The 25,725-nt window shown below is 37.4% G+C and carries 20 protein-coding genes, 1 other RNA gene and 1 other annotated feature; of the genes, 3 read left to right on the top strand and 18 right to left on the bottom strand.

The features are described 5' to 3' along the window. Positions 1–480: 480 nt before the first annotated feature. The 4 genes from MKY02_RS05830 to hisS form a co-directional block, all read right to left on the bottom strand. Complete coding sequence (locus tag MKY02_RS05830; RefSeq protein WP_281489739.1) at positions 481–1,200, bottom strand: glucosamine-6-phosphate deaminase; 720 nt, start codon at positions 1,198–1,200, stop codon at positions 481–483. A 295-nt stretch (positions 1,201–1,495) separates the two neighbouring features. Further along, positions 1,496–1,677: non-coding RNA, 6S RNA (ssrS, locus tag MKY02_RS05825), on the bottom strand. Positions 1,678–1,721: 44 nt separating this feature from the next. Then, positions 1,722–3,500, bottom strand: coding sequence for an aspartate--tRNA ligase (gene aspS / locus MKY02_RS05820; RefSeq protein ID WP_038187331.1), 1,779 nt, complete (start codon positions 3,498–3,500; stop codon positions 1,722–1,724). A gap of 15 nt (positions 3,501–3,515) precedes the next feature. Continuing rightward, complete coding sequence (gene hisS / locus MKY02_RS05815; RefSeq protein ID WP_076064912.1) at positions 3,516–4,790, bottom strand: histidine--tRNA ligase; 1,275 nt, start codon at positions 4,788–4,790, stop codon at positions 3,516–3,518. 107 nt (positions 4,791–4,897) lie between these two features. Further along, positions 4,898–5,134 (bottom strand) — a binding site (T-box leader). A gap of 118 nt (positions 5,135–5,252) precedes the next feature. On the opposite strand from hisS, the gene MKY02_RS05810 reads away from it, so the two are divergent. Beyond that, on the top strand, positions 5,253–6,962 hold the full coding sequence (locus MKY02_RS05810; protein WP_340710797.1) for an SH3 domain-containing protein: 1,710 nt from the start codon (positions 5,253–5,255) through the stop codon (positions 6,960–6,962). A gap of 229 nt (positions 6,963–7,191) precedes the next feature. Here the strand turns inward: MKY02_RS05810 and dtd are convergent, their stop codons facing one another. The 6 genes from dtd to MKY02_RS05780 all read right to left on the bottom strand — a co-directional run bounded on the left by dtd (position 7,192) and on the right by MKY02_RS05780 (position 15,983). Beyond that, positions 7,192–7,632: a D-aminoacyl-tRNA deacylase gene (gene dtd / locus MKY02_RS05805; RefSeq protein ID WP_340710796.1), complete on the bottom strand. Its 441-nt coding sequence runs from the start codon at positions 7,630–7,632 to the stop codon at positions 7,192–7,194. Between the two features lie 16 nt (positions 7,633–7,648). Beyond that, the gene (locus MKY02_RS05800) at positions 7,649–9,844 is read right to left on the bottom strand and encodes a RelA/SpoT family protein (RefSeq protein WP_038187341.1); all 2,196 of its coding nucleotides are present in this window, start codon (positions 9,842–9,844) and stop codon (positions 7,649–7,651) included. 164 nt (positions 9,845–10,008) lie between these two features. Beyond that, on the bottom strand, positions 10,009–10,521 hold the full coding sequence (locus tag MKY02_RS05795; RefSeq protein ID WP_038187343.1) for an adenine phosphoribosyltransferase: 513 nt from the start codon (positions 10,519–10,521) through the stop codon (positions 10,009–10,011). Continuing rightward, positions 10,521–12,866: a single-stranded-DNA-specific exonuclease RecJ gene (gene recJ / locus MKY02_RS05790; protein ID WP_076064914.1), complete on the bottom strand. Its 2,346-nt coding sequence runs from the start codon at positions 12,864–12,866 to the stop codon at positions 10,521–10,523. Before recJ ends, MKY02_RS05795 begins: the two co-directional genes overlap by 1 nt. A 238-nt stretch (positions 12,867–13,104) precedes the next feature. After that, positions 13,105–15,375: a protein translocase subunit SecDF gene (gene secDF / locus MKY02_RS05785; protein ID WP_038187351.1), complete on the bottom strand. Its 2,271-nt coding sequence runs from the start codon at positions 15,373–15,375 to the stop codon at positions 13,105–13,107. Between the two features lie 290 nt (positions 15,376–15,665). After that, a complete protein-coding gene (locus MKY02_RS05780) occupies positions 15,666–15,983 on the bottom strand; it encodes a post-transcriptional regulator (protein ID WP_038187354.1) in 318 nt (105 codons plus the stop codon). Between the two features lie 94 nt (positions 15,984–16,077). Here MKY02_RS05780 and MKY02_RS05775 point away from each other — a divergent pair, with 94 nt between their 5' ends. After that, positions 16,078–17,595, top strand: coding sequence for a putative polysaccharide biosynthesis protein (locus MKY02_RS05775; protein ID WP_038187356.1), 1,518 nt, complete (start codon positions 16,078–16,080; stop codon positions 17,593–17,595). Here the strand turns inward: MKY02_RS05775 and MKY02_RS05770 are convergent. The 8 genes from MKY02_RS05770 to MKY02_RS05735 all read right to left on the bottom strand — a co-directional run bounded on the left by MKY02_RS05770 (position 17,590) and on the right by MKY02_RS05735 (position 25,023). Next, a complete protein-coding gene (locus tag MKY02_RS05770; protein ID WP_038187359.1) occupies positions 17,590–18,231 on the bottom strand; it encodes a DUF421 domain-containing protein in 642 nt (213 codons plus the stop codon). The genes MKY02_RS05775 and MKY02_RS05770 overlap by 6 nt on opposite strands. Before the next feature lie 236 nt (positions 18,232–18,467). Then, entirely contained in the window at positions 18,468–18,737 is a 270-nt protein-coding gene (yajC, locus tag MKY02_RS05765) for a preprotein translocase subunit YajC (RefSeq protein WP_038187362.1), read from the bottom strand. Positions 18,738–18,781: 44 nt separating this feature from the next. Continuing rightward, positions 18,782–19,924, bottom strand: a complete 1,143-nt coding sequence (gene tgt / locus MKY02_RS05760) for a tRNA guanosine(34) transglycosylase Tgt (protein WP_038187365.1) — start codon at positions 19,922–19,924, stop codon at positions 18,782–18,784. A gap of 3 nt (positions 19,925–19,927) precedes the next feature. Beyond that, positions 19,928–20,980 carry a tRNA preQ1(34) S-adenosylmethionine ribosyltransferase-isomerase QueA gene (queA, locus tag MKY02_RS05755; RefSeq protein WP_038187368.1) on the bottom strand — a complete coding sequence of 351 codons (1,053 nt, stop codon included), beginning with the start codon at positions 20,978–20,980 and terminating at the stop codon, positions 19,928–19,930. Positions 20,981–20,998: 18 nt separating this feature from the next. Beyond that, a complete protein-coding gene (gene ruvB / locus MKY02_RS05750) occupies positions 20,999–22,003 on the bottom strand; it encodes a Holliday junction branch migration DNA helicase RuvB (protein ID WP_038187371.1) in 1,005 nt (334 codons plus the stop codon). An 18-nt stretch (positions 22,004–22,021) separates the two neighbouring features. Beyond that, the gene (ruvA, locus tag MKY02_RS05745; RefSeq protein WP_038187374.1) at positions 22,022–22,642 is read right to left on the bottom strand and encodes a Holliday junction branch migration protein RuvA; all 621 of its coding nucleotides are present in this window, start codon (positions 22,640–22,642) and stop codon (positions 22,022–22,024) included. A 163-nt stretch (positions 22,643–22,805) separates the two neighbouring features. Then, positions 22,806–23,669, bottom strand: coding sequence for a phosphotransferase (locus MKY02_RS05740; RefSeq protein ID WP_083669536.1), 864 nt, complete (start codon positions 23,667–23,669; stop codon positions 22,806–22,808). Between the two features lies 1 nt (position 23,670). Next, positions 23,671–25,023 (bottom strand): LysM peptidoglycan-binding domain-containing protein, encoded by a 1,353-nt coding sequence (locus MKY02_RS05735; protein ID WP_340710794.1) that lies wholly within the window; start codon positions 25,021–25,023, stop codon positions 23,671–23,673. A 137-nt stretch (positions 25,024–25,160) separates the two neighbouring features. On the opposite strand from MKY02_RS05735, the gene MKY02_RS05730 reads away from it, so the two are divergent. Beyond that, positions 25,161–25,694, top strand: coding sequence for a transcription repressor NadR (locus MKY02_RS05730; protein ID WP_076064916.1), 534 nt, complete (start codon positions 25,161–25,163; stop codon positions 25,692–25,694). Positions 25,695–25,725 lie beyond the last annotated feature (31 nt).

Raw genomic sequence — 25,725 nt, 5'->3', positions numbered from 1 at the left:
ACCATCTCGATCTGAAAGAGCTTCCTATAGCGGAAACCGATCATTACAAAAGAATATATTGAATTGAGAACTTCGAAGACTTATCCATTTTTATGCAGGAACTCTAATTTAAAACCTTCCCTATATATCTCCCAAATTACTATATGGTATAGTTGTCTATACCAATTATAAAACGTTTCCATATAAATGAAAAGCAAAAGTTCTTAATTCCTTTAATTTATTGAATAAATAGAATAGTAAATCTTTTAAAGGTATAACAAGTTGTTTAATAGCTTCTTTTCTTAATTCAAACTCTTAAATAATAAGTTGAATCATACAGCATTTCATCAAAAATGATTCTCTTATATTTAAAATATATTCTCTTTCAGGAACAATTACTACTCTTACCTACACTTTTTTCATATTCGTTTTACAAAAAACTTTCAAGAGCCCATAGGAAACAACGCCCATTCACTTGAAAGCTTCATTTAAACATTCTATTTAGATTACTAAATCAGTTAACACAGTAACATTCGGATGTTTTTTCAAGATTGTTACTGGTATTTCTTCAGTCACTTCACCTTTTAACAACGCTTCTAAAGCAGTACGTTTCTTCTCGCCAACCGCAATTAATAAAATTTGTTCTGCACGCATGATTGAAGAAATACCCATTGTAATTGCCTTAGTAGGTACTTCATCTAGAGAATTAAAAAATCTTGCATTTGCTATTCTAGTCGATTCTTCAAGTTCAACAACATGTGTTTCACTATCAAACGCTGTGCCAGGTTCATTAAAACCTATATGCCCATTTTCTCCAATTCCAAGTAATTGGAAATCTAACTTCATTTTTTGTAAAAGCGCTTCATAACGAGCAGCTTCTTCATGTGGATCTTGTGCCTCTCCATTAGGTAAATTAGATTTTTTAAATGGCTTTTCATTGAAGAGCTGTTGTTTCATAAACGATATATAACTTTCAGGATGCGCTTTCGGAAGTCCGACATACTCGTCTAAGTTAACACTTTCACACTGAGTAAAATCAAGTTCACTATTACGAATCCGCTCATAAAGAGGAAGCATAGTTCCACCTGTAGCCAAACCAAAGTTTTTGGAACCGTTATGTACCGCCTCTTTTAGAACGTTAAATGCTCGATCATATAATGTATCTAAATCAATAATCGTTTCAACCTTTAATGCTGTTTTTATGTGATTACTCATCTCCATTAATACACCTTCTCATTTCAATTTATTTACTTACACTTTAAACCATTATTTCTATGGAAGCCAACAAAAAAATAAAAAAATGTTTATTTTCCCAATATTATACCAATAGTAATGAAAAAATGATCGATTTCACACTTTAATATCCTTAGTCGAAAAAATAATTCAAACGAATTAATATAATTATATAAATTTTACAATAAAATCAATTTTATAGTATTTAAATCGAAAATTAATGTTTGAAAGTAAAATAAAACCCCTCTCAATTTTCTTTGAGAGGGGGGTGATTTAATAGTTAACGAATCCCGATTGTGCCGTCTAAAAATCTAATCGTTTTGAACCCGCAATAAGCAGGTGGGTGTTCTCTTCGAAATTTTAAACGTCCCATGACAGGCATGTTCGCCATTTCAAAATGTGAACTCCCAACGATAAAATGTTCGGTCAAAACTGATAAGCTTATAACGAACACATCAGGATTCGCTTTAAATACATATTACCATATTAATTCTGACAATTCAAAAGATTTACTTCTCGTCAGCCAATGTTTTTGTGCGGATATTTAACTCATCTAATTGCGCTAATGATACTGTACTTGGCGCATTTGTTAAAACACAACTTGCACTTGCAGTTTTAGGGAATGCAATTGTATCACGTAAGTTGTCACGACCAGCCAGTAACATAATGAAACGGTCGAGACCGAATGCTAAACCACCGTGTGGAGGAGTTCCATACTCAAACGCATTCATTAAGAAACCAAATTGTTCTTTTGCTTCTTCATCAGTGAAACCAAGTGTTTTGAACATTTTTTCTTGTAAATCTTTTTCGTGAATACGTAATGATCCGCCACCAAGTTCGTAGCCATTTAATACGATGTCATACGCTTGTGCTTTAACTGCACCCGGTTCAGTAACCATTTTTTCAAGATCTTCATCAAATGGACGAGTGAATGGGTGATGTGCTGCATAGTAACGGTCATCATCTTCGCTGTATTCAAGTAATGGCCACTCTGTAATCCATAGGAATGCAAAACGAGATTCATCAATTAATCCAAGGTCTTTTCCAAGTTTTTTACGTAAAGCACCTAGTGAATCAGCAACAACTGATTTTTTATCAGCTACGAATACTAATGTATCACCTGGTTCAGCTTGCATACGTTCAACAAGTTTTTCACCAAATTCATCATCAAAGAACTTACCGATTGGACCAGTTAATCCTTCTTCAGTTACTTTAATCCACGCAAGACCTTTCGCACCGTAACGACCAACAAATTTTGTTAGTTCATCAAGATCTTTACGAGAGTATTTGTCGTTTGCACCTTTGATATTAAGACCTTTTACTTGGCCTCCGTTTTCAACAGTACTTGCAAATACTTTAAAGTTACAACCTGCAACAACATCGCTTAATTCAATAAGTTCTAAGTCAAAGCGAACATCAGGCTTATCAGAACCGTAACGAGACATTGCATCTTTATAAGTCATACGTTGGAATGGAGCTGGAATATCAATTCCTTTAACTTCTTTCATAACTTTTTGAATTAATTTTTCGTTTAATTCGATGATTTCATCTTGTGACATGAAACTCATTTCCATATCAATTTGAGTGAATTCAGGTTGACGATCAGCACGTAAATCTTCATCACGGAAGCAGCGTGCGATTTGGAAGTAGCGCTCAAATCCACCAACCATTAATAATTGTTTAAATAATTGTGGTGATTGTGGTAAAGCGTAAAATTCACCTTCATGTACACGTGAAGGAACTAAATAGTCACGTGCGCCTTCTGGAGTTGACTTTGTTAAGATTGGTGTTTCAACTTCTAGGAAGCCTTCATCTTGTAAAAAATTACGAATTACTTTTGTCACGTCAGAGCGAAGTTTGAATGTATCGAACATTACTGGACGACGTAAGTCTAAGTAGCGGTATTTTAAACGAAGATCTTCGTTTACTTCAGTGCGATCCTCAATTGCAAACGGTGGTGTTTTAGCTTTGTTAATGATTGTTATTTGATCAATTAAAACTTCAACCATACCAGTTTCCATGTTTGGATTGATCATTTCCGGATCACGTAATGCTACAGCACCTTCTACTTCTACAACGAATTCGCTACGAAGAGAATCCGCAATATCTAGTGCTTCTTGAGAATTTTCTGGGTTGAAAACGATTTGTACAAGTCCTGTACGATCACGTAGGTCAACGAAAATTAGTCCGCCGAAATCGCGACGACGTTGTACCCATCCTTTTAATACAACGCGTTCGCCTTCATGAGCGCCACGTAAAATACCACATTCATGCGTTCTTTTTGCCATGATTATTTCCTCCAATTATTGTACCTTATGTTTTGTTAAATAGTTCACTAAGTCATGGAATGGTACTTTTTCTTGGCTACCCAATTCCATGTTTTTCACATTAGCAGCTTGTTCTTCTAATTCTGACTCACCCAGTACGATGACCCACTTAGCACCTAAACGATCTGCTGATTTCATCTGCGCTTTCACTTTACGACTCGCATAATCAAGCTCAGTTGAAATACCTTTTGCTCTAAATGAACTTGCTAATTCTACTGCTTTCAACTTCGCTTGATCGTCCATTGCAACAATATACATATCAAGTGCATTGTCTGTATCAAGTGAACGTCCTTCTGCTTCAAGCGCAAGTAATAGACGTTCGATACTCATTGCAAATCCAATACCAGGTGATTCTGGACCACCGATTTGTTCAACTAAACCGTTATAGCGACCACCACCACATAAAGTAGTAATTGCACCTAGGTCCGTTGCTGTACTCATAATTTCAAAAGTCGTGTGGTTATAATAATCCAAGCCACGTACTAAGTTTGGATCTACTTCATAGGTAATGCCTAACACATCTAAGTATTTTTTAACTGCTTCAAAATATGCTGCAGATTCCTCATTTAAGTAATCTGTTAGTGCTGGCGCAGTAGCCATTAAAGGATTTTCGCGATCTACTTTACAATCTAAAATACGTAATGGATTTTTTTCTAGACGATTTTGACAATCTGAACAGAAATCATCGATATGTGGTTCGAAATGTTTTATTAATGCATCACGGTGAGCTGCACGAACATCTGCATCACCTAAAGAGTTAATCACTAATTTTAAGTTTTTCAATCCAGCTGTTTCATACACATCCATTGCAAGTGCAATTACTTCTGCATCAATCGCAGGATCTTTACTACCAATTGCTTCTACTCCGAATTGGACAAATTGGCGGTAACGCCCAGCTTGTTGGCGTTCATAGCGGAACATAGGACCAATGTAAGATAATTTTACTGGTTGATCAGGTTGACCGAACATTTTGTGTTCAACGTAAGAACGTACAACAGCCGCTGTACCTTCTGGACGAAGTGTTAAAGAACGATCTCCTCTATCTTTGAATGTGTACATTTCTTTTTGCACGATATCAGTCGTATCACCAACACTACGTTGGAATAATTCCGTCTGCTCGAAAATTGGAGTGCGAATTTCTTGATATCTATATACTTGGCAAAGCTGACGAATGATTTCCTCAACCTTTTGCCATTTTTCAGACTGTCCAGGTAATATATCTTGAGTGCCTCTAGGTACTTTATAATTCATCACATTTACTCCTTTCAAAAATTCAGATTAACTGTGGACAAACGCTGTCCTTTATCTCACGATTTTCTATGATGAAACTAAAAAAGCTCTCGCCCCTTGCAATAAATGCAAGGGACGAGAGCTGTATAAGCTTCCGCGGTTCCACCCTAGTTGATCTAGTATAACTAAATCCTCTCATGTCGGATAACGGCCGATTCCGTTTTCTCCTAATAAGCCAATGCCTTTCGAAGAAAAACCTCTCGAGTGTTATTCACTATACTGTACTGTAGAAAAGATTTCAGCCTCGTCTTTTCCTCTCTTATCAGCCTTAAAAATATAGTTACTTGCTCGGTCATAGGTGATCATAAATAAATTCAGATTACTAAATATCTTACCCACTACAAACAAATATGTCAACTATTTTGAAAAACTATAGATTTTTCATGTCATTTCCTTTTACAATAGATAAAAAGGAGGATTAGCATGAAAACAAAATTAGTTAAAATGTTTAGTATTTTTTTGCTTTGCACCACGCTTATATGCTCATATTTTTACCAACCTATACATACGGAGGCATCTTCTTCAATATCATATAAAGTAACGGCTAGTCAACTTACTTTACGTGAAGGTCCTAGTACAAGTACAAAAAAAATTACGTTAATTCCAAAGAGCACAAAATTAACAAAAATCTCATCTAAAGGCTCTTGGATTAAAGTAAAATACAGCGGGAAGACAGGTTGGGTTTCTTCACAATATTTATCTAAAGTAACTACAAAAGTTAATACTGCTGCTACTTCGAAAACAGTAACGACAAATGTTAGTAATCTTAATATTCGCTCCGGTGCTGCAGTTAGCTATAAAAGTCTTGGTAAATTAGCAAAAGGCACAAAAGGCACAGTTTTAGATGAAAAAAGTGGTTGGGTGAAGATTAAAACAACCAAATATACAGGCTGGGTTTCTAAAAGTTATGTAACGTTTAAATCAACTACTTCTTCCAATACAGCTAGTAATGTTGGGAAATATTACTACATTACAATTGCTAGTTTAAATGTACGAGAAAAAGCCTCTTCATCAACTAGCACTGCTATTATTGGCACAGTAAAAAAAGGTAATGAATTTAAAATTTTAAAGGAATCTGGTACATGGGTACAAATTCAATATACGACTACTAAAAAAGGTTGGGTTTCTGCCAAGTCAGTATATGGGAAAATTAGTTCAAAAAAACATACTTCACAAACATCAAACCCAAACAAACCAGATGAAGAAGATGAAGATACAGAAGTTGAACCGACACCGGACCCTTCAGAGCCCGAAAATCCAACACCTGAGGAACCAACTGATACGCCTGAAGATAATGTCGTTTATACTAAACCTTCAAAAACAGAATATATCGTTATACAATCTGGTTACTTGAATATCCGTTCAAAACCAAATACAAAAGGAAATATATTGTCTGAAGCCTCTGCTGGAGATTACTATACGGTGCTGCAATATGCAACTTATCCATCAAATGAATGGGTTGAAGTAATGTATGCTACTGGAAAAACAGGTTGGGTTTCAAATAATACGTCTAATAGTTATATAACATTAACAAATCCAGCTACTAATCCTCCTGCTGAATCAAATAAAACGATTGTATTAGATGCTGGGCACGGCGGTTCAGACCCTGGTTCAGGTGGCGGAGGCTACAATGAAGCCGCACTCACATACGCTTTTACTTTAAAGACAAAGAGCCATCTTGAGAGTATGGGCTATACCGTATATACAACACGTGGTCAATATTCCGCTTGCTCTTCATCTACTAATAAAACAGTAGATTTACAATGTCGAGTAAATGTTGCGAAAACGAAAAAAGCAGATATTTTTGTTAGTATCCATATGAACTCTGCAACTTCTACTGCAAAAGGAACTGAAACATATTACGCTGCTTCAGGTAATCCATATCCAACAAGAAGCAGACAATTAGCAAGTGCTGTTCATAACGCTTATCAACCTACAATGGGTAGTACCAATAGGGGCGTTAAAACGAATGTCTTTTATGTAAATAGAATGGCGACTGTTCCTTCTATTCTTTTAGAAGTCGGCTTTATTTCAAATGTTGAGGATCGTAGTAAACTTATCAATGCTACTCACCAAAATAATGTCAGCAGGAGCATTGCACAAGGTATCCACAATTACTTCCAAATGCAATAACTATTAACCATTAACAGCCTTATTAGTTTTTTGCAAGAAAACTAGAGTAAGGCTGTTTTTTGAATCAAAATCTAACTAATCCATTCAATTGAAAAAAACCTCGGATGCTTCCATACAAAATTGTATGAGAGAATCCGAGGTTTTATTACTTTCACAATAAGAAAATATGTGATGTGTATTCTTTCATCCCCATATTCTAAGTGAATAATTTCTTATATTATGACCATTATTATTTTGATTCAATGATTATCGTAACTGGTCCATCGTTTGTTAATTGGACATCCATCATAGCACCAAAAACCCCTGTTTCAACATGTAAACCTAAGTTACGAAGTGTTTCATTGAAATACTCCCACAAAGGCTCTGCTTCCTCAGGTCGTGCAGCTTCAATAAAGCTAGGACGATTTCCTTTGCGTATATCGGCATACAAAGTAAATTGCGATACAGATAAAATAGCTCCACTGTGATCTAAAATTGAATGATTCATTTTGCCATCAGTATCTTCCCATAGACGCATTTTCGCAATTTTATTTGCGATATAGTCAGCATCGGCTTTTGTATCACCATGTGTAAGTCCAACTAACAATACATATCCTTGCTCAATGGCACCTGTAACTTGTCCATCTACAGTGACAGTTGCTTTTTTACTACGTTGCAGTATTACCTTCAAAATGAAAACTCCTATCTTAGTTTGTCACACGTTGTACAGAATAAATATCAGGAATTTGTTTAATACGATCTACAACTTTATATAAATGAGCAATATCACGAATACGAATTGTTAAGTTAATAGTTGCTAGTTTATCTCTATCAGCTCTACCACTCACAGCGCTTATATTCGTTTTAGCTTCATTCACAACTTGCATCACTTCATTCAATAAGCCTGGACGATCATAGCCTGATACTTCGATATCAACAGAATACTCTTTCTTCTCATCAGCAAAAGCAGAGTCCCATTCAACATCGATTAAGCGCTCTTGTTCTTCGTTCGATTGCACATTTGGACAATCTGCACGGTGAACAGAAACACCTCGACCTTTTGTGATAAAACCAACAATATCATCACCTGGCACTGGGCTACAGCAACGTGAAAGACGAATTAGTAGATTCTCTAACCCTTTTACAACGACGCCTGACTCCGTAGATTTTCTCTTTTCAGGTGAATTCATTTCCTTGTTAATTTTAACTAACGCTTCTTCATGATCGCGCTGTTTACGAATTTTTTCCGCAAGACGATTTACAACTTGTTGTGCCGTCATACCATTAAAGCCTACTGCTGCAACTAAATCGTCTTCGCTGGCAAAATTCATCTTTTCACAAACGCGTTTAAAGTTTTCAGTAGTTAAGACTTCCTTAGGATCAAAGTTTTGCTCTTTAATTTCCTTTTCAATTAATTCGCGACCTTTTACAACATTATCTTCACGCAATTGCTTTTTAAAGAACTGTTTGATTTTATGCTTAGCTTGTGAAGATTGTGCAATTTTCAGCCAATCACGGCTTGGACCAAATGATTGCTTTGATGTCATGATTTCAATAATATCGCCAGTTTTTAAAGGTGTATCGAGCGGCACCATTTTTCCATTTACTTTTGATCCGATAGTTTTATTACCTATTTCAGAGTGTACGCGATACGCAAAGTCAATCGGTACAGATCCTGCAGGTAATTCCATGACGTCACCTTTTGGAGAAAAAACATAGACCATATCAGAAAATAAATCAAATTTTAATGATTCCATAAATTCTTCTGCATCAGAAGATTCGTTTTGGAACTCTAAAATTTCTCGGAACCATGTTAGTTTGCTATCGATATTCGAATTACTCATATCGATATTCTTACCTTCTTTATAAGCCCAGTGTGCAGCAACCCCGTATTCTGCAATATTATGCATGTCCATCGTACGAATTTGCACCTCTAATGGGTCACCGTAAGGTCCAATTACTGTCGTATGCAACGATTGATATAAGTTTTGTTTTGGCATTGCGATATAGTCTTTAAACCGACCAGGCATCGGCTTCCAAAGAGTATGCACTATACCTAAAACAGCATAACAGTCTTTTATACTATCGACGATCACACGGACAGCAAGCAAATCATAAATTTCACTAAATTGCTTATTTTGCATAACCATTTTACGGTAAATGCTATATATATGTTTTGGTCGTCCTGATAGATCAGCCTTAATTTCAATATCATCTAGCTGTGTATGGATTTCCCCCATAACAGATGATAAATAAGCTTCACGTTCTACACGCTTTTTCTTCATCAAGTTAACGATACGGTAATATTGCTGTGGGTTTAAATAACGAAGTGCAGTATCTTCTAACTCCCATTTAATAGCTGATATCCCTAAGCGATGAGCTAATGGAGCGAAAATTTCAAGCGTTTCTTTTGCAATACGTCGCTGCTTTTCAACAGGTAAATGCTTTAATGTACGCATATTATGTAAGCGATCCGCTAATTTAATTAAAATTACACGGATATCTTGCGCCATTGCGACAAACATTTTGCGATGATTTTCAGCTTGCTGTTCTGCTTTCGATTTATATTTAATCTTACCTAGCTTTGTAACACCATCCACAAGCATAGCAACATCTTCACTGAACGCTTCTACAAGATCTTCACGTGTTACGGGCGTATCTTCTACAACGTCATGTAGAAAGCCTGCTGATACTGTTTCTGGATCCATTTGAAGTTCAGCTAAAATACCTGCTACTTGAATGGGATGTAAAATATAAGGCTCCCCCGAGCTTCGAAACTGTTCTTTATGCGCTTCTCTCGCAACCTCATATGCTTTTTGTACAAAAGCAACATGTTCGGTATTCATATAAGAAGAAAGAGTTGCAAAAACGTCTTCTACTGTCATCACTTGATCCTTCGCCATGTTAGCCACCCTATTCCATAATTTTTCCGATTAGATTTAACTTTTATTGTATAAAAAAAACAGCCTTGTTGTAAAGGCTATTTGCGTCAAAAGCGGTTGGCAATCATAATAACTCCATTTATATGATAAAAAACCTCTTTGTTAAAAACAAAGAGGTCAATTTATTAGTATTGCATTAATGTAAATATATCATGCCCTTTAATCTTATCACGGCCGTTAAGCTCTTCTAATTCGATTAAGAATGCACAACCTACTACTTCTCCGCCTAATTCTTCAATAAGTTGGATAGCTGCTTCTACAGTTCCACCAGTTGCAAGTAAATCATCCACGATCAATACTTTTTGACCAGGTTTAACAGCATCTTTGTGCATTGTTAATGTGTCTTTACCATATTCCAAACCGTAATCAGCACTAATTACTTCACGAGGTAATTTACCTGGTTTGCGAACAGGTGCAAAACCGATTTCTAAAGCATAAGCAACAGGGCATCCAGTAATGAACCCACGTGCTTCGGGACCAACGATTAATTCAGCGCCTACTTTTTTTGCATACTCCACGATTTGATCTGTTGCATATTTATATGCTTTTCCATTATCCATAATTGTCGTAATATCTTTGAAAGAAATGCCCTCTTTCGGCCAGTTTTCAACGATAGTTACATATTGTTTTAAATCCATTACTGTTCCTCCTCAGAAACTGTTTGAGCGGATAATCTCGCATCAAACCACTGTCTTAAATCTTTATATGGTGCATACAACAAAGTCTGTTCCAAATCCATTTGTTGTGCGCGTGTTTTATAAACATTTGCACTTGATAATTGTTTTTTAGGAGCACCTTCTACAATTTTTGCAAGTCCGTTTTCTATTGTAACAAATCCAAGTTCAAAAAACACCTGGGTCATGAAAATTAACATATCACGACTCCATCCTTTATGCTTTGCTAAATCATTCAAATGCTGTCTCAGATGGAATTCACGTCGTTTATTTAAAAACGTATAGTACCAACCAAATTGTTCACGCGTTGGCATACCATCAAAATAATGCGAATCTGGAATATAAAAATGAGCATATATTCGAGTCGGTTTCACTTTCGTTAAAAGGTCCTCTAACATTTGAACATCTTGCGGCATATCTAATAAGACGACATACGGGCTAACCTGTTCTAGTGAAAGTTTTTCATTGTATGGCATTATTTTTTTCGGAATTAAAGATTCATAGTACTGCATTGTATCAGGCTTAAACGCTATAAATGTAGATTCCTCTACAGGTATCGTTTGCAACCATCTAGCAACTTGTCGTATTCCTCTTAAGTCGAATAGCTGCCATTCATCCGTACGTACATCTGAAATCATAAACTGTGGCTTCTTTCTTCCATTCCATTCATTAATTTGTAAATCACCTGCAAAAGAAACATTTATACCATATGTTAGCTCATCAGCAAGGTATCCTTTATGGAATCCAACTGCATCGATGGTAGTATCGGGTTGGCCAATTTCCATCTTCAAATGATCTTCATTGGCACCTATTTTTCGCATCGATTGAATGTGTTCATTTTCAATACCATAAATGGGTTTTGGAAAACTCATTCCAAACGGGGCTAATTCTCTTACTTCTGCAATTGAATCGGTATCTATCTCATCTATTTTCAGAGGAATATCTACTTGAAGAATTGGAATTAGGTCTTCTTCTGTCAAGCACTCTCTAGCTTGTATATCTAATCGTTCTCGCAATTCATCTACATCTTCCATTGCTAATGTCATACCGGCTGCCATTGGATGCCCACCGAATGCTGGTAAGATGTCACGGTTTTTTGCAAGCTCTTGATACATATTAAAGCCTTCTATACTACGTGCTGAGCCTTTTGCTATCCCTTTTTCAATATCAATGCACAATATTATTGTCGGCTTATAATATTTTTCTACAAGTCTTGAAGCTACAATTCCAACTACTCCTGGATTCCAGCCTTCTTCGGCTATAACAAGTACTTGTGAATTACGGATTTCATCTATATTTTCAACCATAGCAACTGCTTGCTCAGTAATATCTGAAACAATTCCTTGGCGCTCTTTGTTTTTATCATTTAAAAGGCTCGCCATTGTCGCTGCACTTGCCTCGTCTTCTTCAAGTAAGAAATCCACACCAGGATTGGCATCACCAAGGCGTCCTAATGCATTTAATCTTGGTCCAAACCCAAAACCAATAGTCTCTTCTGTAATGTCATTTTGCTTTGTTCCCGCTACTGTACATAATGCCTTTATCGAAGGTCTTGGTGATTTCTGCAAGGCTTGAATACCTTGCTTTACTAAATAACGGTTTTCATCTAATAAAGGCACTAAATCAGCTATTGTTCCAATGGCTACAAATTCCAGCAGATGTTTTGGAAATTCACCGTACAAAGCATGTGCCACTTTAAATGCTACACCAACACCTGCAAGCTCGCCAAAAGGATACTCCCCTTCTGGATGTCTCGGGTGAATGATGACATCGGCTGAGGGCAATTCCTCTCCAATTTCATGGTGATCTGTCACAATGACATCCATACCAAGCTCTTTTGCCACTTGTACTTCATGATTACCTGAAATACCATTATCAACTGTGATAATTAACTTAAAACCTTGCTCATGAGCTTCGCGGAATAATCGTTCACTAGGTCCATACCCATCAGTAAATCGATTAGGAATTTTGTGCTCTACTTTTGCACCTAAGTCTCTCAAAACGGTCATCATAACAGCTGTACTCGTTATGCCATCAGCGTCGTAATCGCCGTAAACAAGTATTTTCTCATCGTTATTGATTGCTTTATGAATTCGATCGACCGCTAGTTGCATCCCATGCATTAGGAATGGATCGTTTAAAGATTGATGGTCAATATTTAAAAAAGCACGTGCAGATTCGACTGTATCAAAACCACGTGCCACTAATATTTTGGCTGAAATTGCAGGTATACCTAGTTCATTTTGAAATGTTTTTACAAGCATTTCATCTGGTCTTTCGATTCGCCATCTTTTTGTTGTCATTACCATTTACGTCACTTCCTCACGCGTTTCATTATACCTAATTTAACTTACGAAAAAAACCTTTAGACAAAGAAGCTGTTAGGTTAGTCGATGAAATAATTAAGCCTACATGTCCAAACATATTAAATCATTTACTTTCGATATTGATAAAACAAGCTTTAACTATAGCTATAAATCCAAAAAAACTACTCTACACTTTTAAAGTGCAGAGTAGTTTAAGTGAGCTGAACATTTTCGTATTCAATTATACGACTGGTTCGTCAGTGCCCCATTGTTTTTTCTTTTTACCAACGTCTAAATTACCTTGCTTTTTCATTTGGCGTTTTTTCAACGAGAACCAAACTTGAGCTGCGATAAAGATTGACGAATACATACCTGTAATTAACCCGATTAGTAATGCAATCGAGAAGTTTTGGATTGAAGGTGCACCTAAGAACAATAATGCAACTACCACAATAATTACTGTTAATACTGTATTTACAGATCGTCCTAAAGTTTGACGAAGCGATTTATTAACAATGTTGGCAAGGTCTTCAGAATCTTTAATTTTACCAACACGATGTAAGTTTTCACGAATACGGTCAAACGTTACAATTGTATCGTTTATTGAATAACCAACAATCGTTAATACAGCCGCAATAAATGTAATATCTACTTCGAGACGGAAGAAACTAAATAACGCGACCATAAAGAATACGTCATGCAGTAATGATACAATCGCACCTACACCCATACGCCATTCGAAACGGAAGGCAACATATATGATGATTCCAAGAGCTGCAATTGATAATGCTTTGATTGCACTTTTTACTAACTCTTGTCCAACTGTTGGAGATACTGTGCTAATACTTGGTTCGTGACCAAATTCTTTTTTAAATTCAGCTTTAACTGTTTTAATTTCTTCTTTTGAGAAGTCTTCTTTATATCGAATAACACCAATGTCTTTGTTTTCACCAGAAATTACAATATCCTCTGATTCAAATCCAGCTTTTTTGATGAAATCAGAAACTTCTTCTTTCGTTAACTGTTGCTCAGCTTTAACTTCCACACGAGTACCACTTGAGAAATCAATTCCTAAGTTCAGCTTGAAGATTCCTAAAATGGTAAACCCTACAATAATAAAGATTAACGAAGCTGCGTAATATTTTTTACGATTATGAACAAAATCTAATTTATCAAAGCGTGTTGTTAAATCTAATGTATCTACGCCTTCTTCAATTTTGTGTACTTTCTTTTTACTTACGCCAAACCAACCTGTTTTCCCATCGAAGTATCCGCTGTTTACTAGTAAGCCTAGTAAAATACGAGTTCCCCAAACAGCTGTGATAAAGCTGACTAAAATACTAATCATTAATGTTGTTGCGAAACCTTTAACAGAGCTTGTCCCGAAGATAAATAATACAGCTGCCGCAAGAAGCGTTGTAATATTGGCATCGAAAATAGCTGAGAATGAAGATTTCGAACCTGAGTTAAACGCTGCCTTAATGGACTTACCAACTCGTAATTCCTCACGAATACGCTCGTACATTAAGATATTGGCATCTACGGCCATACCTACCCCCAGTACAATTGCTGCGATACCTGGTAGCGTAAGAACTGCATTAATCCAGTCAAAGATAACAAGTACTAAAAATGTGAAAACAACTAATGTTAAATTCGCTACCAATCCTGGTAGACGATAATATACAAGCATAAAGATAAAGATTAACCCAATACCAACTAGACTTGCAAAAACCGTACTTTTCAGCGCTTGGTCACCGAATTGTGCTCCTACTGAAGTTGAATATTTCTCAACTAATTTAACAGGTAATGCACCAGCATTTAAAATACCAGATAAATCTTTTGTTTCCTGAACAGTAAATGCGCCTGAAATTTGAACGTCTGATGAATTGATGACTTGCGATACTCCTGGGGCAGAAACAAATTTAGGTTTTGCCTTTTTAACTTCTTCTGCGTAGGAGTCTTTACCTTCTTCAAAGTCTAACCAAATGACTAATAAGTTATTTGGTTCTCCCATAGCTGCAATTTTCCCTGTTACTTCAGCAAATTTTGCTGGATCTTTTAATTTCAAAGTAACAATAGGACGATTCTTATCGTCAAAGGAACCAGATGCACCGCCTTGTTTCAAATCATTTCCGTCTAACAAGATGTTATCGTTAACATCACGGAATGTTAAATTAGCCTCAGTTGAAAGTAATTCACGAGCAGATTCTTGATCGTCCACACCTGCTAACTGAACACGAATGCGGTCCTTACCTTCAATTTGAATGCTCGGTTCACTAACACCCAGTGCGTTTACACGTCGTGATAGTGCTTGTGCTGTATCCTTTACATCATTTTCTGTAATTTCCGGACCACCACTTAACGGCTCAACTTGATAAAGAACTTCAAAACCACCTTGTAAATCAAGGCCTAGTTTAATATTGTTCAAGACTCCTTGAACAGTCGTACTCATCGTTGCACCTAAAACAACTACTAGTAGTAAAAAAGCAACGATACGGCTTCTTAATTTCATTCAAACTTCCTCCTCAAACAAATACAGCGGTATGACTTATAAAACATTTTACTTAATAATCTATATTATGACACGAATTTATTCATAAAGCTTGTAAAAACTTCGAGACTAAATGCTCATACCTTATGAAAACTGATATAAAAAGTATCGTAAAATGCTTTTTAGTAAAAAAATTTGTTTCATTCGTACAACATCAAATTTTAAAACTTAACAGGTCTATTATGAAACAGGTAGACTCCACTGTCAAATTGACCCTTTTATTATTTATTTAAAACTTTTCTTACTTTTATTTAAGGTTCTTCACTACCATTCCCATGTAATAGCAGTTGTAATTCGTCTTGATTTAATTCTGAGAACCAATTAGATGTCTTTGATTCTTCGATTTGAGTATAGGTCATATATTGTGCAGTACTTAAAGAAAATAAATCCTCAACCATTTCATAAGGACGCAATGTCTGAATATTGCGCTTGCGCCATTTCTTTTTTACACATACATCCCATATATCCTCCACTGTTACCGTTTTAAAACCTTGCATGATAAATTCATTTCTTTTACTAATTAAAGCTGGTAAAAACTTTTGAAATAAAGCCTCGTACTCGATTGCCATCATTTCACTTCCTTTATGGTAGTTTTATCCGCTTCTGTTCTTGCATAGGATAATTGTATACGAATTTTCTTGAATTGAGAAGGAAGGGATAGTATTGACTTCTTTTTTTCATGGCACTTTTTTATTAATGGGTGCTGTGTTCTTATCTAAGCTCTTGGGTTTCTTGTATCGAATGCAATTTATGAGGGTTGCGGGCGAAGAGGCAGTCGGCACATATATGGCTGCATATCCGGCTTTTATTTTCTTCCTATCCCTAGTCCAACTCGGCATTCCAATTGCTGTAGCGAAAATCATCGCTGAACTGCACGCGAAAAAAAAGAAAGAACAATTAAGTGCTGTAATGAGAACAGCTACTTTATTGACCTTTCTTGCAGGTATTATCTTATTTCCTTTGATAATGCTTTTCATTCCGTATTTGTCCAACAATTTACTTCATGACGGACAGACCATGCTTATTTTATATGTTGGCTTGGCAACGGTTCCAGTTGCCGCAGCATCCGCACTGCTCAAATCTTTCTTTCAAGGACTAGCACGCATTGCTGAAACGGCTTGGTCTCAAACAATGGAACAGGTTATCCGTATTATTCTTATTACTTTTTTATTACCTTATGGTGTAAATGTAGAAGAGCCAGCACTAACTGCAGGGTTTGCTATGGTCATTACAGCAATTGCTGAAGCCGTCGCTTTCCTCTATCTGTATTGGCATTATCGAAAAGTAAAGCGTTCTGATGTTCTACAGCCATCAAAAGAGTATTATCCACCAAATCCAATATTAAAAGTAGCTCTTCCTTCAACTGGTAGTAAAATTTTTGGTACATTTACATGGTTTTTAGAGCCCATTATCTTTTTAAAGGCGCTAACCTTAGCCGGAATGACAACCGTCGTTGCAACAAAATTATATGGGGTCATTTCTGGTGTACTTGTTCCATTATTATTATTCCCAGCTTTTGTACCATTTGCTCTATCAGTTGTGCTCATTCCTGCTGTAAGTGATGCTGTTGCTCGTGGCAATCACCGGTTATTAAAAGATCGTGTCCAAATTTCACTTCGATTATCGACGCTTGTAGGCTGTTTTGCGGCTACATATTTTTTCATTCACGGTGATGAACTTGCGATGAAACTTTTTCACCTACAAGAAAATCGTGGCTATGTGAAATTATTATCTCCTGTCTTTTTCTTTTATTATATTCAAAGTCCACTAAATTCAATTTTACAAGCAGTAGATGAGGCGAATGCAGCTATGATGAATGCTGTGTATGGCGGTATTGGTAAATTGTTTATTATGTTCGTCCTTGCTTCTCAATCAGGTTTACAGGAAAAAGGTGCGGTCATTGCGATTGGTTTCGGCGTTCTCGTCACATCCTTTTTACATATCGCAACTATTCGTCAGAAGAAATATTTGCATACCGGCTTCCGATTATTTGTCGTCCCATATGGCATATTCATTTTCGTAGTAGTATTTCGTACCATTCTAATGCCTACTGCAGGTCTTTCTGTTATCTGGAATAGTGCTATAACCTTAGGTATACTTTCTGTACTTTTAATGCTTTTCAATCAAATTAGATGGCGTGACTTTATGTATTTAACAAGAACAATTAGGAAACGGCTATGATGCCGCTTCCTTTTTTTGTATGTGCAATTCATTCTCCTCAAAACAGCAATAAAATATTTCCGTAATGTCAGTAATACCTTGCTCTAATAGTTTTTCCCTTAACCATTCTTCCGTTCTTTGTGTTAACTGGAGATTGCGATTTTGTACTTCCCCATCAACAATATATGGTAGAACAGGGGTGTCCTCATTTTTTACGAAAACAGAAAGATTACCAGATGGCTCTAAAAATGCGTAAGCAACTTGCTGAACAGATCCTACCTGCTGTTCTCTTAACTGTTGGAATAAATCATTTAGATTATATCGCAACCTCCTCATTTCCTTTTCCATAATAACGCCATCTCGAATAATCGTAACCGGGCCACCATCAATTAAATCACGAATCTTTTTATTTTTTAAAGTTATAAATGACAAAACAACTTGGATAACGAGCAGCATAATCATCGGCAGAACAGATTCAAATAACTTACGTTGCGGATCATCAATAGCAAATGCTGCAACTTCAGCGATGAGTACGAATATGACGAGATCAATCATGCTTAGCTCGCCAACCTCTCGTTTCCCCATGAGGCGAAAAATAATCAAAATAACAAAATATAAAAAGACGGTACGAAATCCGATAATCAATAAATCGTTCATACACGACTCCTTTTTTAATATAGAATGTGTAAGATTGAACGATTTATACAAAAAACATTAGTATCTAAAATGTTACTTTTTAAACTATCGTCTAGTTAATTTAAAAAAATTAATTGTTCTATACTATCTTTAAAATCTCTTATTACAAATTTCAGTTACATACTTATTTAAATATTGTGTATAAAAAAAGACTACTCCACAACATAAGTGTGGAATAGTCCTTTTGAACGCATTTATTAGTTAGTTGCATCTTCAACGATGCGACCTACAGCCGCGCGCTCGAAACGAAGTTTTGTGCCATCAGCAACTTTGATGACAACTGTTGTATCGTCAACTGCGTCAACTTCACCGTGCAATCCACCGATTGTCACGATTTGATTGCCACGTGATAAACTATTTTGCATTTGAGATGTTTTCTTACGTTGTTTTTGTGCTGGACGGATTAATAGTAAATACATCACACCAAACATAAGAATAATCGGGCCAATACCTGTTAAAAATTCCATTGAATAAAATCCCCCTTTCTATTTCTTTCAATAGTATACAAGAATCAGAAATTTTTTGCATTTGGTTTGTTGAAACCATATGCTTCAAAAAACTCTTCTCGGAAATCACCAAGTCGATCTTCACGGATCGCTTGTCTTACGTTTCTCATTAAATCTTGCAAGAAATATAAATTATGATAAGAAGTTAATCGGATTCCAAATGTTTCTTCCGCTTTCAACAAGTGACGAATATACGCACGTGAATAATTGCGACAAGTGTAGCAATCACAGTTCGGATCAAGTGGACCAAAGTCTCTTGCGAATTTCGCATTTTTGATCACTAATCGACCTTCGCTTGTCATGCATGTACCATTACGAGCAATACGTGTTGGTAATACGCAGTCAAACATGTCAATTCCGCGAATTGCACCATCGATTAATGAGTCAGGAGAACCTACTCCCATTAAATAACGAGGTTTTTCTGCCGGTAATAACGGTGTTGTATATTCAAGCATACGGTTCATGATATCTTTTGGTTCCCCTACTGATAGACCACCGATAGCGTAGCCCGGGAAATCCATAGATACAAGATCCTTTGCAGATTGCTTACGTAGCTCTTCAAATTCTCCACCCTGGACGATACCAAATAGACCTTGGTCTTGTGGACGGGCATGAGCTTCTAAACAACGCTCTGCCCAGCGAGAAGTACGTTCCACACTAGCTTTCATATATTCAAAAGTAGCTGGGAACGGAGGACATTCATCAAATGCCATCATAATATCTGCGCCCAGTGCATTTTGAATTTCCATCGCTTTTTCAGGGCTTAAGAATAGTTTATCACCATTTAAGTGATTACGGAAATGAACGCCTTCTTCTTCAATTTTACGAATATGGCTTAAGCTAAATACTTGGAAGCCACCCGAATCTGTCAAAATTGGACGATCCCAGTTCATAAATTTATGGAGACCTCCTGCTTCACGAACAATTTCGTGACCTGGACGAAGCCATAGATGGTACGTATTGCTTAAAATAATTCCTGCTCCCATATCTTTTACTTCTTCTGGAGACATTGTTTTAACAGAAGCTTGAGTACCTACCGGCATAAATGCTGGTGTCTCGAATGAACCGTGCGGAGTATGCACGATACCAAGGCGTGCGCCTGTTTGCTTATCTGTTTTAATTAGCTCATATCTGATTGCTTGAGACATTGATTAATTTCCTTTCTTTGCTTTTGGACGGATAAACATCGCATCGCCAAAGCTAAAAAAGCGATAGCGTTCTTGTACTGCGATATTGTAAGCATTTAATATTATTTCACGGGTTGTTAATGCACTTACTAACATAACTAGCGTTGATTTTGGTAAATGGAAGTTTGTGATTAAACCATCAATTGATTTGTATTCAAAACCTGGGTAGATGAAAATCGAAGTCCAACCACTATCAGCTACAATGTTACCATCATGGCGTTCTGCTATTGTTTCAAGTGTACGAGTAGATGTTGTACCTACTGCAATTACACGACCACCATTTCTTTTTGTATCATTGATAATAGTTGCTGTTTCTTCTGTTAGATTATAAAATTCAGAGTGCATTGCATGTGTTTCTATTGTCTCAACATTAACAGGACGGAATGTTCCTAATCCAACATGCAATGTTAAGAAAGCAACTTTAACACCTTTTGCACGAATTTCATCTAATAAGTCTGTTGTGAAGTGTAAACCTGCTGTAGGAGCCGCTGCTGAACCACGTTCTTTCGCAAAAACCGTTTGATAACGATCTTGATCATCTAATTTTTCACGAATATATGGTGGTAGAGGCATTTCTCCAAGTTGGTCTAAGATTTCATAGAAGATTCCTTCGTAGTTGAATTTAAATAGTCTTCCACCATGATCTAACTCACCTGTACACGTCGCTTTTAGCAGGCCTTCACCGAAAGTAATTTCAGTTCCTACTTTCACACGTTTTGCAGGTTTCACTAGCGTTTCCCATTCATCTTCATTTGACGTTTGTTTTAATAGTAATATTTCAACATGCGCGCCTGTTTCTTCTTTCACACCCATTAAACGTGCAGGTAATACACGTGTATCATTTAAGACAAGGCAATCACCTTCGTGTAGTTCTTCGATAATATCACGGAAAGTATGATGTGTCACTTCACCTGAATCACGATCTACTACCATTAAACGGCTTGAGGTGCGGTCTTCTAGTGGTGTTTGTGCGATTAACTCTTCTGGTAATTCAAAATCAAAGTCTTCTAATTTCATTGTTAACTTCCTTTTGTTTTATGTTTGTGATGGCAATGGATAGCCAAAATGCTCATAAGCTAATGTAGTCGCTAAGCGTCCTCTTGGTGTTCGCTGGATGAAACCAATCTGCATTAAATAGGGCTCATAGACATCTTCAATTGTCATTGATTCTTCCCCAATACTTGCTGCAATCGTATCTAAACCAACAGGACCGCCTCGGAAACGTTCAATCATCGTAGAAATTAATTTGTGATCGATATGATCTAAACCTAACGGATCGACTTGTAACAACTCTAGTGCAGCTTGTGCCATTTCTAGTGTAATATCCCCGTCTCCAATAACTTGAGCATAGTCTCTAACTCTTTTTAGTAATCGGTTTGCGACACGGGGTGTCCCACGGGACCGGCGAGCAATTTCTCTTGCTGCTATTTTATCAATGTTCACATCAAATAGCACAGCACTTCTACAAACAATTTCTGTTAATGAAAGCTCGTCATAATATTCCAATCTTAACAACACGCCGAAGCGATCTCGAAGGGGAGCTGATAATGCGCCTGCCCTTGTAGTTGCTCCTACTAATGTAAAAGGAGGTAAGTCAAGTCGAACAGAGCGCGCTGCAGGACCTTTCCCTACGACAATATCTAAACAAAAGTCTTCCATTGCGGGGTACAATACTTCCTCAATCGCTCGGGGTAGACGATGAATTTCATCGATAAATAGGACATCCCCTGGCTCAAGAGAACTGACGATTGCAGCTAAATCTCCTGGACGCTCAATTGCTGGTCCGCTCGTCATGCGAATTTGGACATTCATCTCATTAGCAATAACAGCCGCTAAAGTCGTTTTACCGAGCCCTGGAGGTCCGTATAAAAGCACATGATCAAGACTTTCTTCCCTCATTCTCGCTGCTTCGATAAATATCTTCAAATTGTCTTTTACTTTTTGCTGACCTATATACTGAACCAAATTTTGAGGTCTTAATGACTGTTCAAATTGTTCATCAAAATTGGATACTTCACTCGATACAACACGCTCGTCCATAACTATTCCTCCTTTCTTTTATTTTTGTTTTAATAATAGTTGTAAGGCTTTCTTCATATAGGCGTCAGTTGATGAAAGTTGATTATCTTCATCAAGTTGCGGTCGAATTTTCGTTAACTCACGCTCCGAATATCCCAATGCCGTTAACGCTAGTAAAGCTTCCTCTAATTCATGTTTATTCGGATTCACTCCGAATAGCGGCAATTCATCTTCTCCACTTGGTAACTCAACATTTTCAAGTAAAGCATCTAGTTTTCCTTTTAAATCTAGAATCATTTGGCGAGCAGTTTTCTTTCCGACACCCGGGAACTTTACAAGGAAAACTTCATCTTCTTGCTCAATTGCTTGAATAACTTGAGATGGGTTGCCACTTGCTAAAATGGCCATTGCTCCTTTAGGTCCAATACCTGATACTTGTATCAGTTTGCGGAATAGTTCACGTTGCTCTAACGATTTAAAAGCAAATAGTAGATGTGCATCTTCTCTTACGTGATGATGCGTATAGACTTGCAGTGATTCCTCTTGAACATGAAACGCAAACGGATTTGGCGTATATAATTGCCAGCCAATCCCTTGCTGCTCCATGACAATATATTCTGGAGTAACTCTTGTTACTTGTCCAATTATGTAGTCATACATGGCAATTCCCCTTATATTCAACGCTATGATTATAGCATATTATTTGTTACATTAGGATGTCGGACCTTTGTCCAAATGGCAGTAGAAAAAGATAGATCGCCTAAACGACCTATCTGAAGCTTTATTTGTCATTTTCTTTTCTCAAAAAAGACAAACACCTATTCTATTCCAGACTTCCACTATCATACCATAATTTTGGCCAAGATGAGAGCGCCACATTCGTAAATGCCACAAGTTCTTCGATGAAAGCCGCTTTGCGCTGTGTAGCAATGACATCAACATATAACCATTCTCTTAACAGCTCATTAGGATAACGAATCGCCAGTAATTGTTCTTTCGGAAATCCCTGCAAAAGTGGCTGCTCCTCTAAAAGTTTAGGCAAATTATAATCTACATGAGGAAGTACACGATGCATCCACATGATGATTTCATCTTCAGCATGACCAACTGCTGCTAAATCAAAATCAATCAAATACACCTTGCCTTTCTCCGTCATTAGAAAATTATGATGCACAACATCTCCATGCAAAATTGTTGTTTTTTTATTTTTTACTAGTTGCATACTTTTTAAAGCTTGTTCCGCATAAATAATAAGCTGATCTACAGCTGGGACGCCCAAAAACTGGGCTATTTGTTCTTTTTTAGCCTTGAATTTTGATAAACGATCCTGCCATTTTAACTGTAAATCATATTGTGGCAAAAATACCCCAAACTCAGGCCAATTAATGTCACTATTTGTTGCATGTAATTTATATAATAATTCTAACGTCTTAGTACGTTCTTCCATACGATTAAATTTTACCGCTCGCACATTAGATGCCCACGGTTGCACAATAGCAGTAGGATCATCACTTGCAATAACCGGTAATATATTCGGAAATTTAGCCTTTTTTAATTGTTGATGAACAATACGAACCTTGTCAGCCGTCCCTTTATTCGTGTAGCGTTTAATCGAATAATTATGCCCATTAATAGTCCATTGCCAAACGTTTGGCTTAACCCTCCTGAAAATACCGCTTTGATTCACATCAATTATAGTCTACAGAGGTTCTCGGCTGCGGGTACGGTTGTGGTTGTGGTTGCTGACAACCGCACGGAGAAGTATTCCAATTTGGCATTGGCATTGGCATTGGCGTTGGCATCGGCATCGGCATTGGCGTTGGATAGAATTGCATTGGCATACTTGGCATCATCATGTCAGGTTGCTGCCATTGTTGTCCCTGAACCGGCCACTGCGGTTGCATTGATTGTTGCCACTGTGGCTGCATTGGTTGCTGCCATTCTGGTTGCATTGGTTGTTGCCATTGCGGCTGCATTGGTTGTAGCGGACCATGATGATGTCCCATAAATGGAGACTCATCAAATCCACAATCTCTAGTTGATTCAGGCATTTGCCAACCTGATGGGGGACTTGGTGGCATTCCGGATGGTGGACTTGGCTGCATTCCCATCGGTGGACTTGGCTGCATTCCCATCGGTGGACTTGGCTGCATTCCCATCGGTGGGCTTGGTTGCATTCCCATCGGTGGGCTTGGTTGCATTCCCATTGGTGGCCAAGGCTGTTGATTTTGCCAATTTGGTACTTGCGGCATTGGCATTGGCATTGGCATCGGCATTTGTTCTGCACCACCCCACTGCGGCATTCCTGACGGCGGACACGATGGCATCCCCATCTGTGGCCATGACGGCATTTCCGGTGGACATGGTGGCATCCCCATCTGTGGCCATGACGGCATTTCCGGTGGACATGGCTGCATTCCCATTGGCGGAATTGGTGGTGGTGGACTTGGTGGCATCTCCCCTGATGGGCTTGTTTGTATAGGTTTTGTTGGTTTAGTTTCTACTAACGGTTGAATAATTATTTCCTCCTCATGTTGTTCAACAAACTCTATACGTGTTTTGACTGGACGTTGTTGCACATGTGGATGCATATGTGGAATTGGTGCCGGCTCTACAATAGGTGCTTCTTTTACTGGGACATGTTTCGGCGCTTCTTTTACTGGTACATGTTTTGGTGCTTCTTTTACAGGATAATGTTTTGGTGCTTCCTTCACCGGTTGGTGTTTTGGTGCTTCTTTCACCGGGTGATGTTTCGGTGCCTCTTTCACTGGATGGTGTATCGGTGCCTCTTTCACCGGATGGTGTATCGGTGCTTCTTTTACTGGCTGATGTATTGGTGCTTCTTTCACTGGGTGCTCCTTATGTGAGTGATTCGGCGCTTCCTTCTTTGGTACAGCAGGCAAGAAAATTTCCATACCCGGTACGATATAATCCGGATTCGCCAAATGAGCATTTAAGCGTTTCAAATCTTCAAAAGAAATGCCATACTGTCTTGCGATTTTCCATAAAGTATCGCCTTTTTGGACCGTATGAGTGCGCATTTTTTTCCTCCTTCCGTCTTTCTATCATATGAAAAGCTTTCACAATTGGTCACCCGATTTTATATTTCAGTGAGTGCCTTTCATGTTACACTATGAGTTGAGAAGGGCAATTTATGCTTGTATTCGAGGTGATTTAGATGAAAAAATTATTAGGAGAAGAACGTAGAGATATTCTTTTAGACATGTTAAAGCAAGAGGGACAACCAATTACCGGTACTGAACTTGCTAAACGCACCAGCGTTTCGAGACAAGTAATTGTCAGTGATATGGCCTTATTAAAAGCACGTAACATACCGATTATGGCGACAAGCCAAGGGTATATACTATTTACTTCTAATGAAGATACAAACTGCAGTGAACGTCAGATTGCATGTCGTCATACATCTGCCGATACAGAAGAAGAATTAAATATATTTGTCGATGCGGGAGTCACAGTGAAAAACGTTACTGTAGAACATGCCGTATATGGAGAGATTACCGCTTCCATTATGGTCTCTAGTCGTCATGACGTTCAACAATTTATGCAAAAGCTTGCCGATACAAATTCGAATCTTCTATTGGAATTAACAGAAGGAATTCATATCCATCTTATTTCTGCTTCCTCTGAAGAAAAAATAGATTTTGCTATACAGCAATTACAATCGAAAGGCTTTTTAATTACGACAAATTAAATACCAGCATACAAAAAAACTCTTAGCAAAG

Source organism: Viridibacillus sp. FSL R5-0888 (assembly GCF_038009105.1).
Taxonomy (GTDB): domain Bacteria; phylum Bacillota; class Bacilli; order Bacillales_A; family Planococcaceae; genus Viridibacillus; species Viridibacillus arenosi.
The sequence above is the reverse complement of the archived record's forward strand: the minus strand, read 5'-3'. Positions and strand labels throughout refer to the sequence as shown.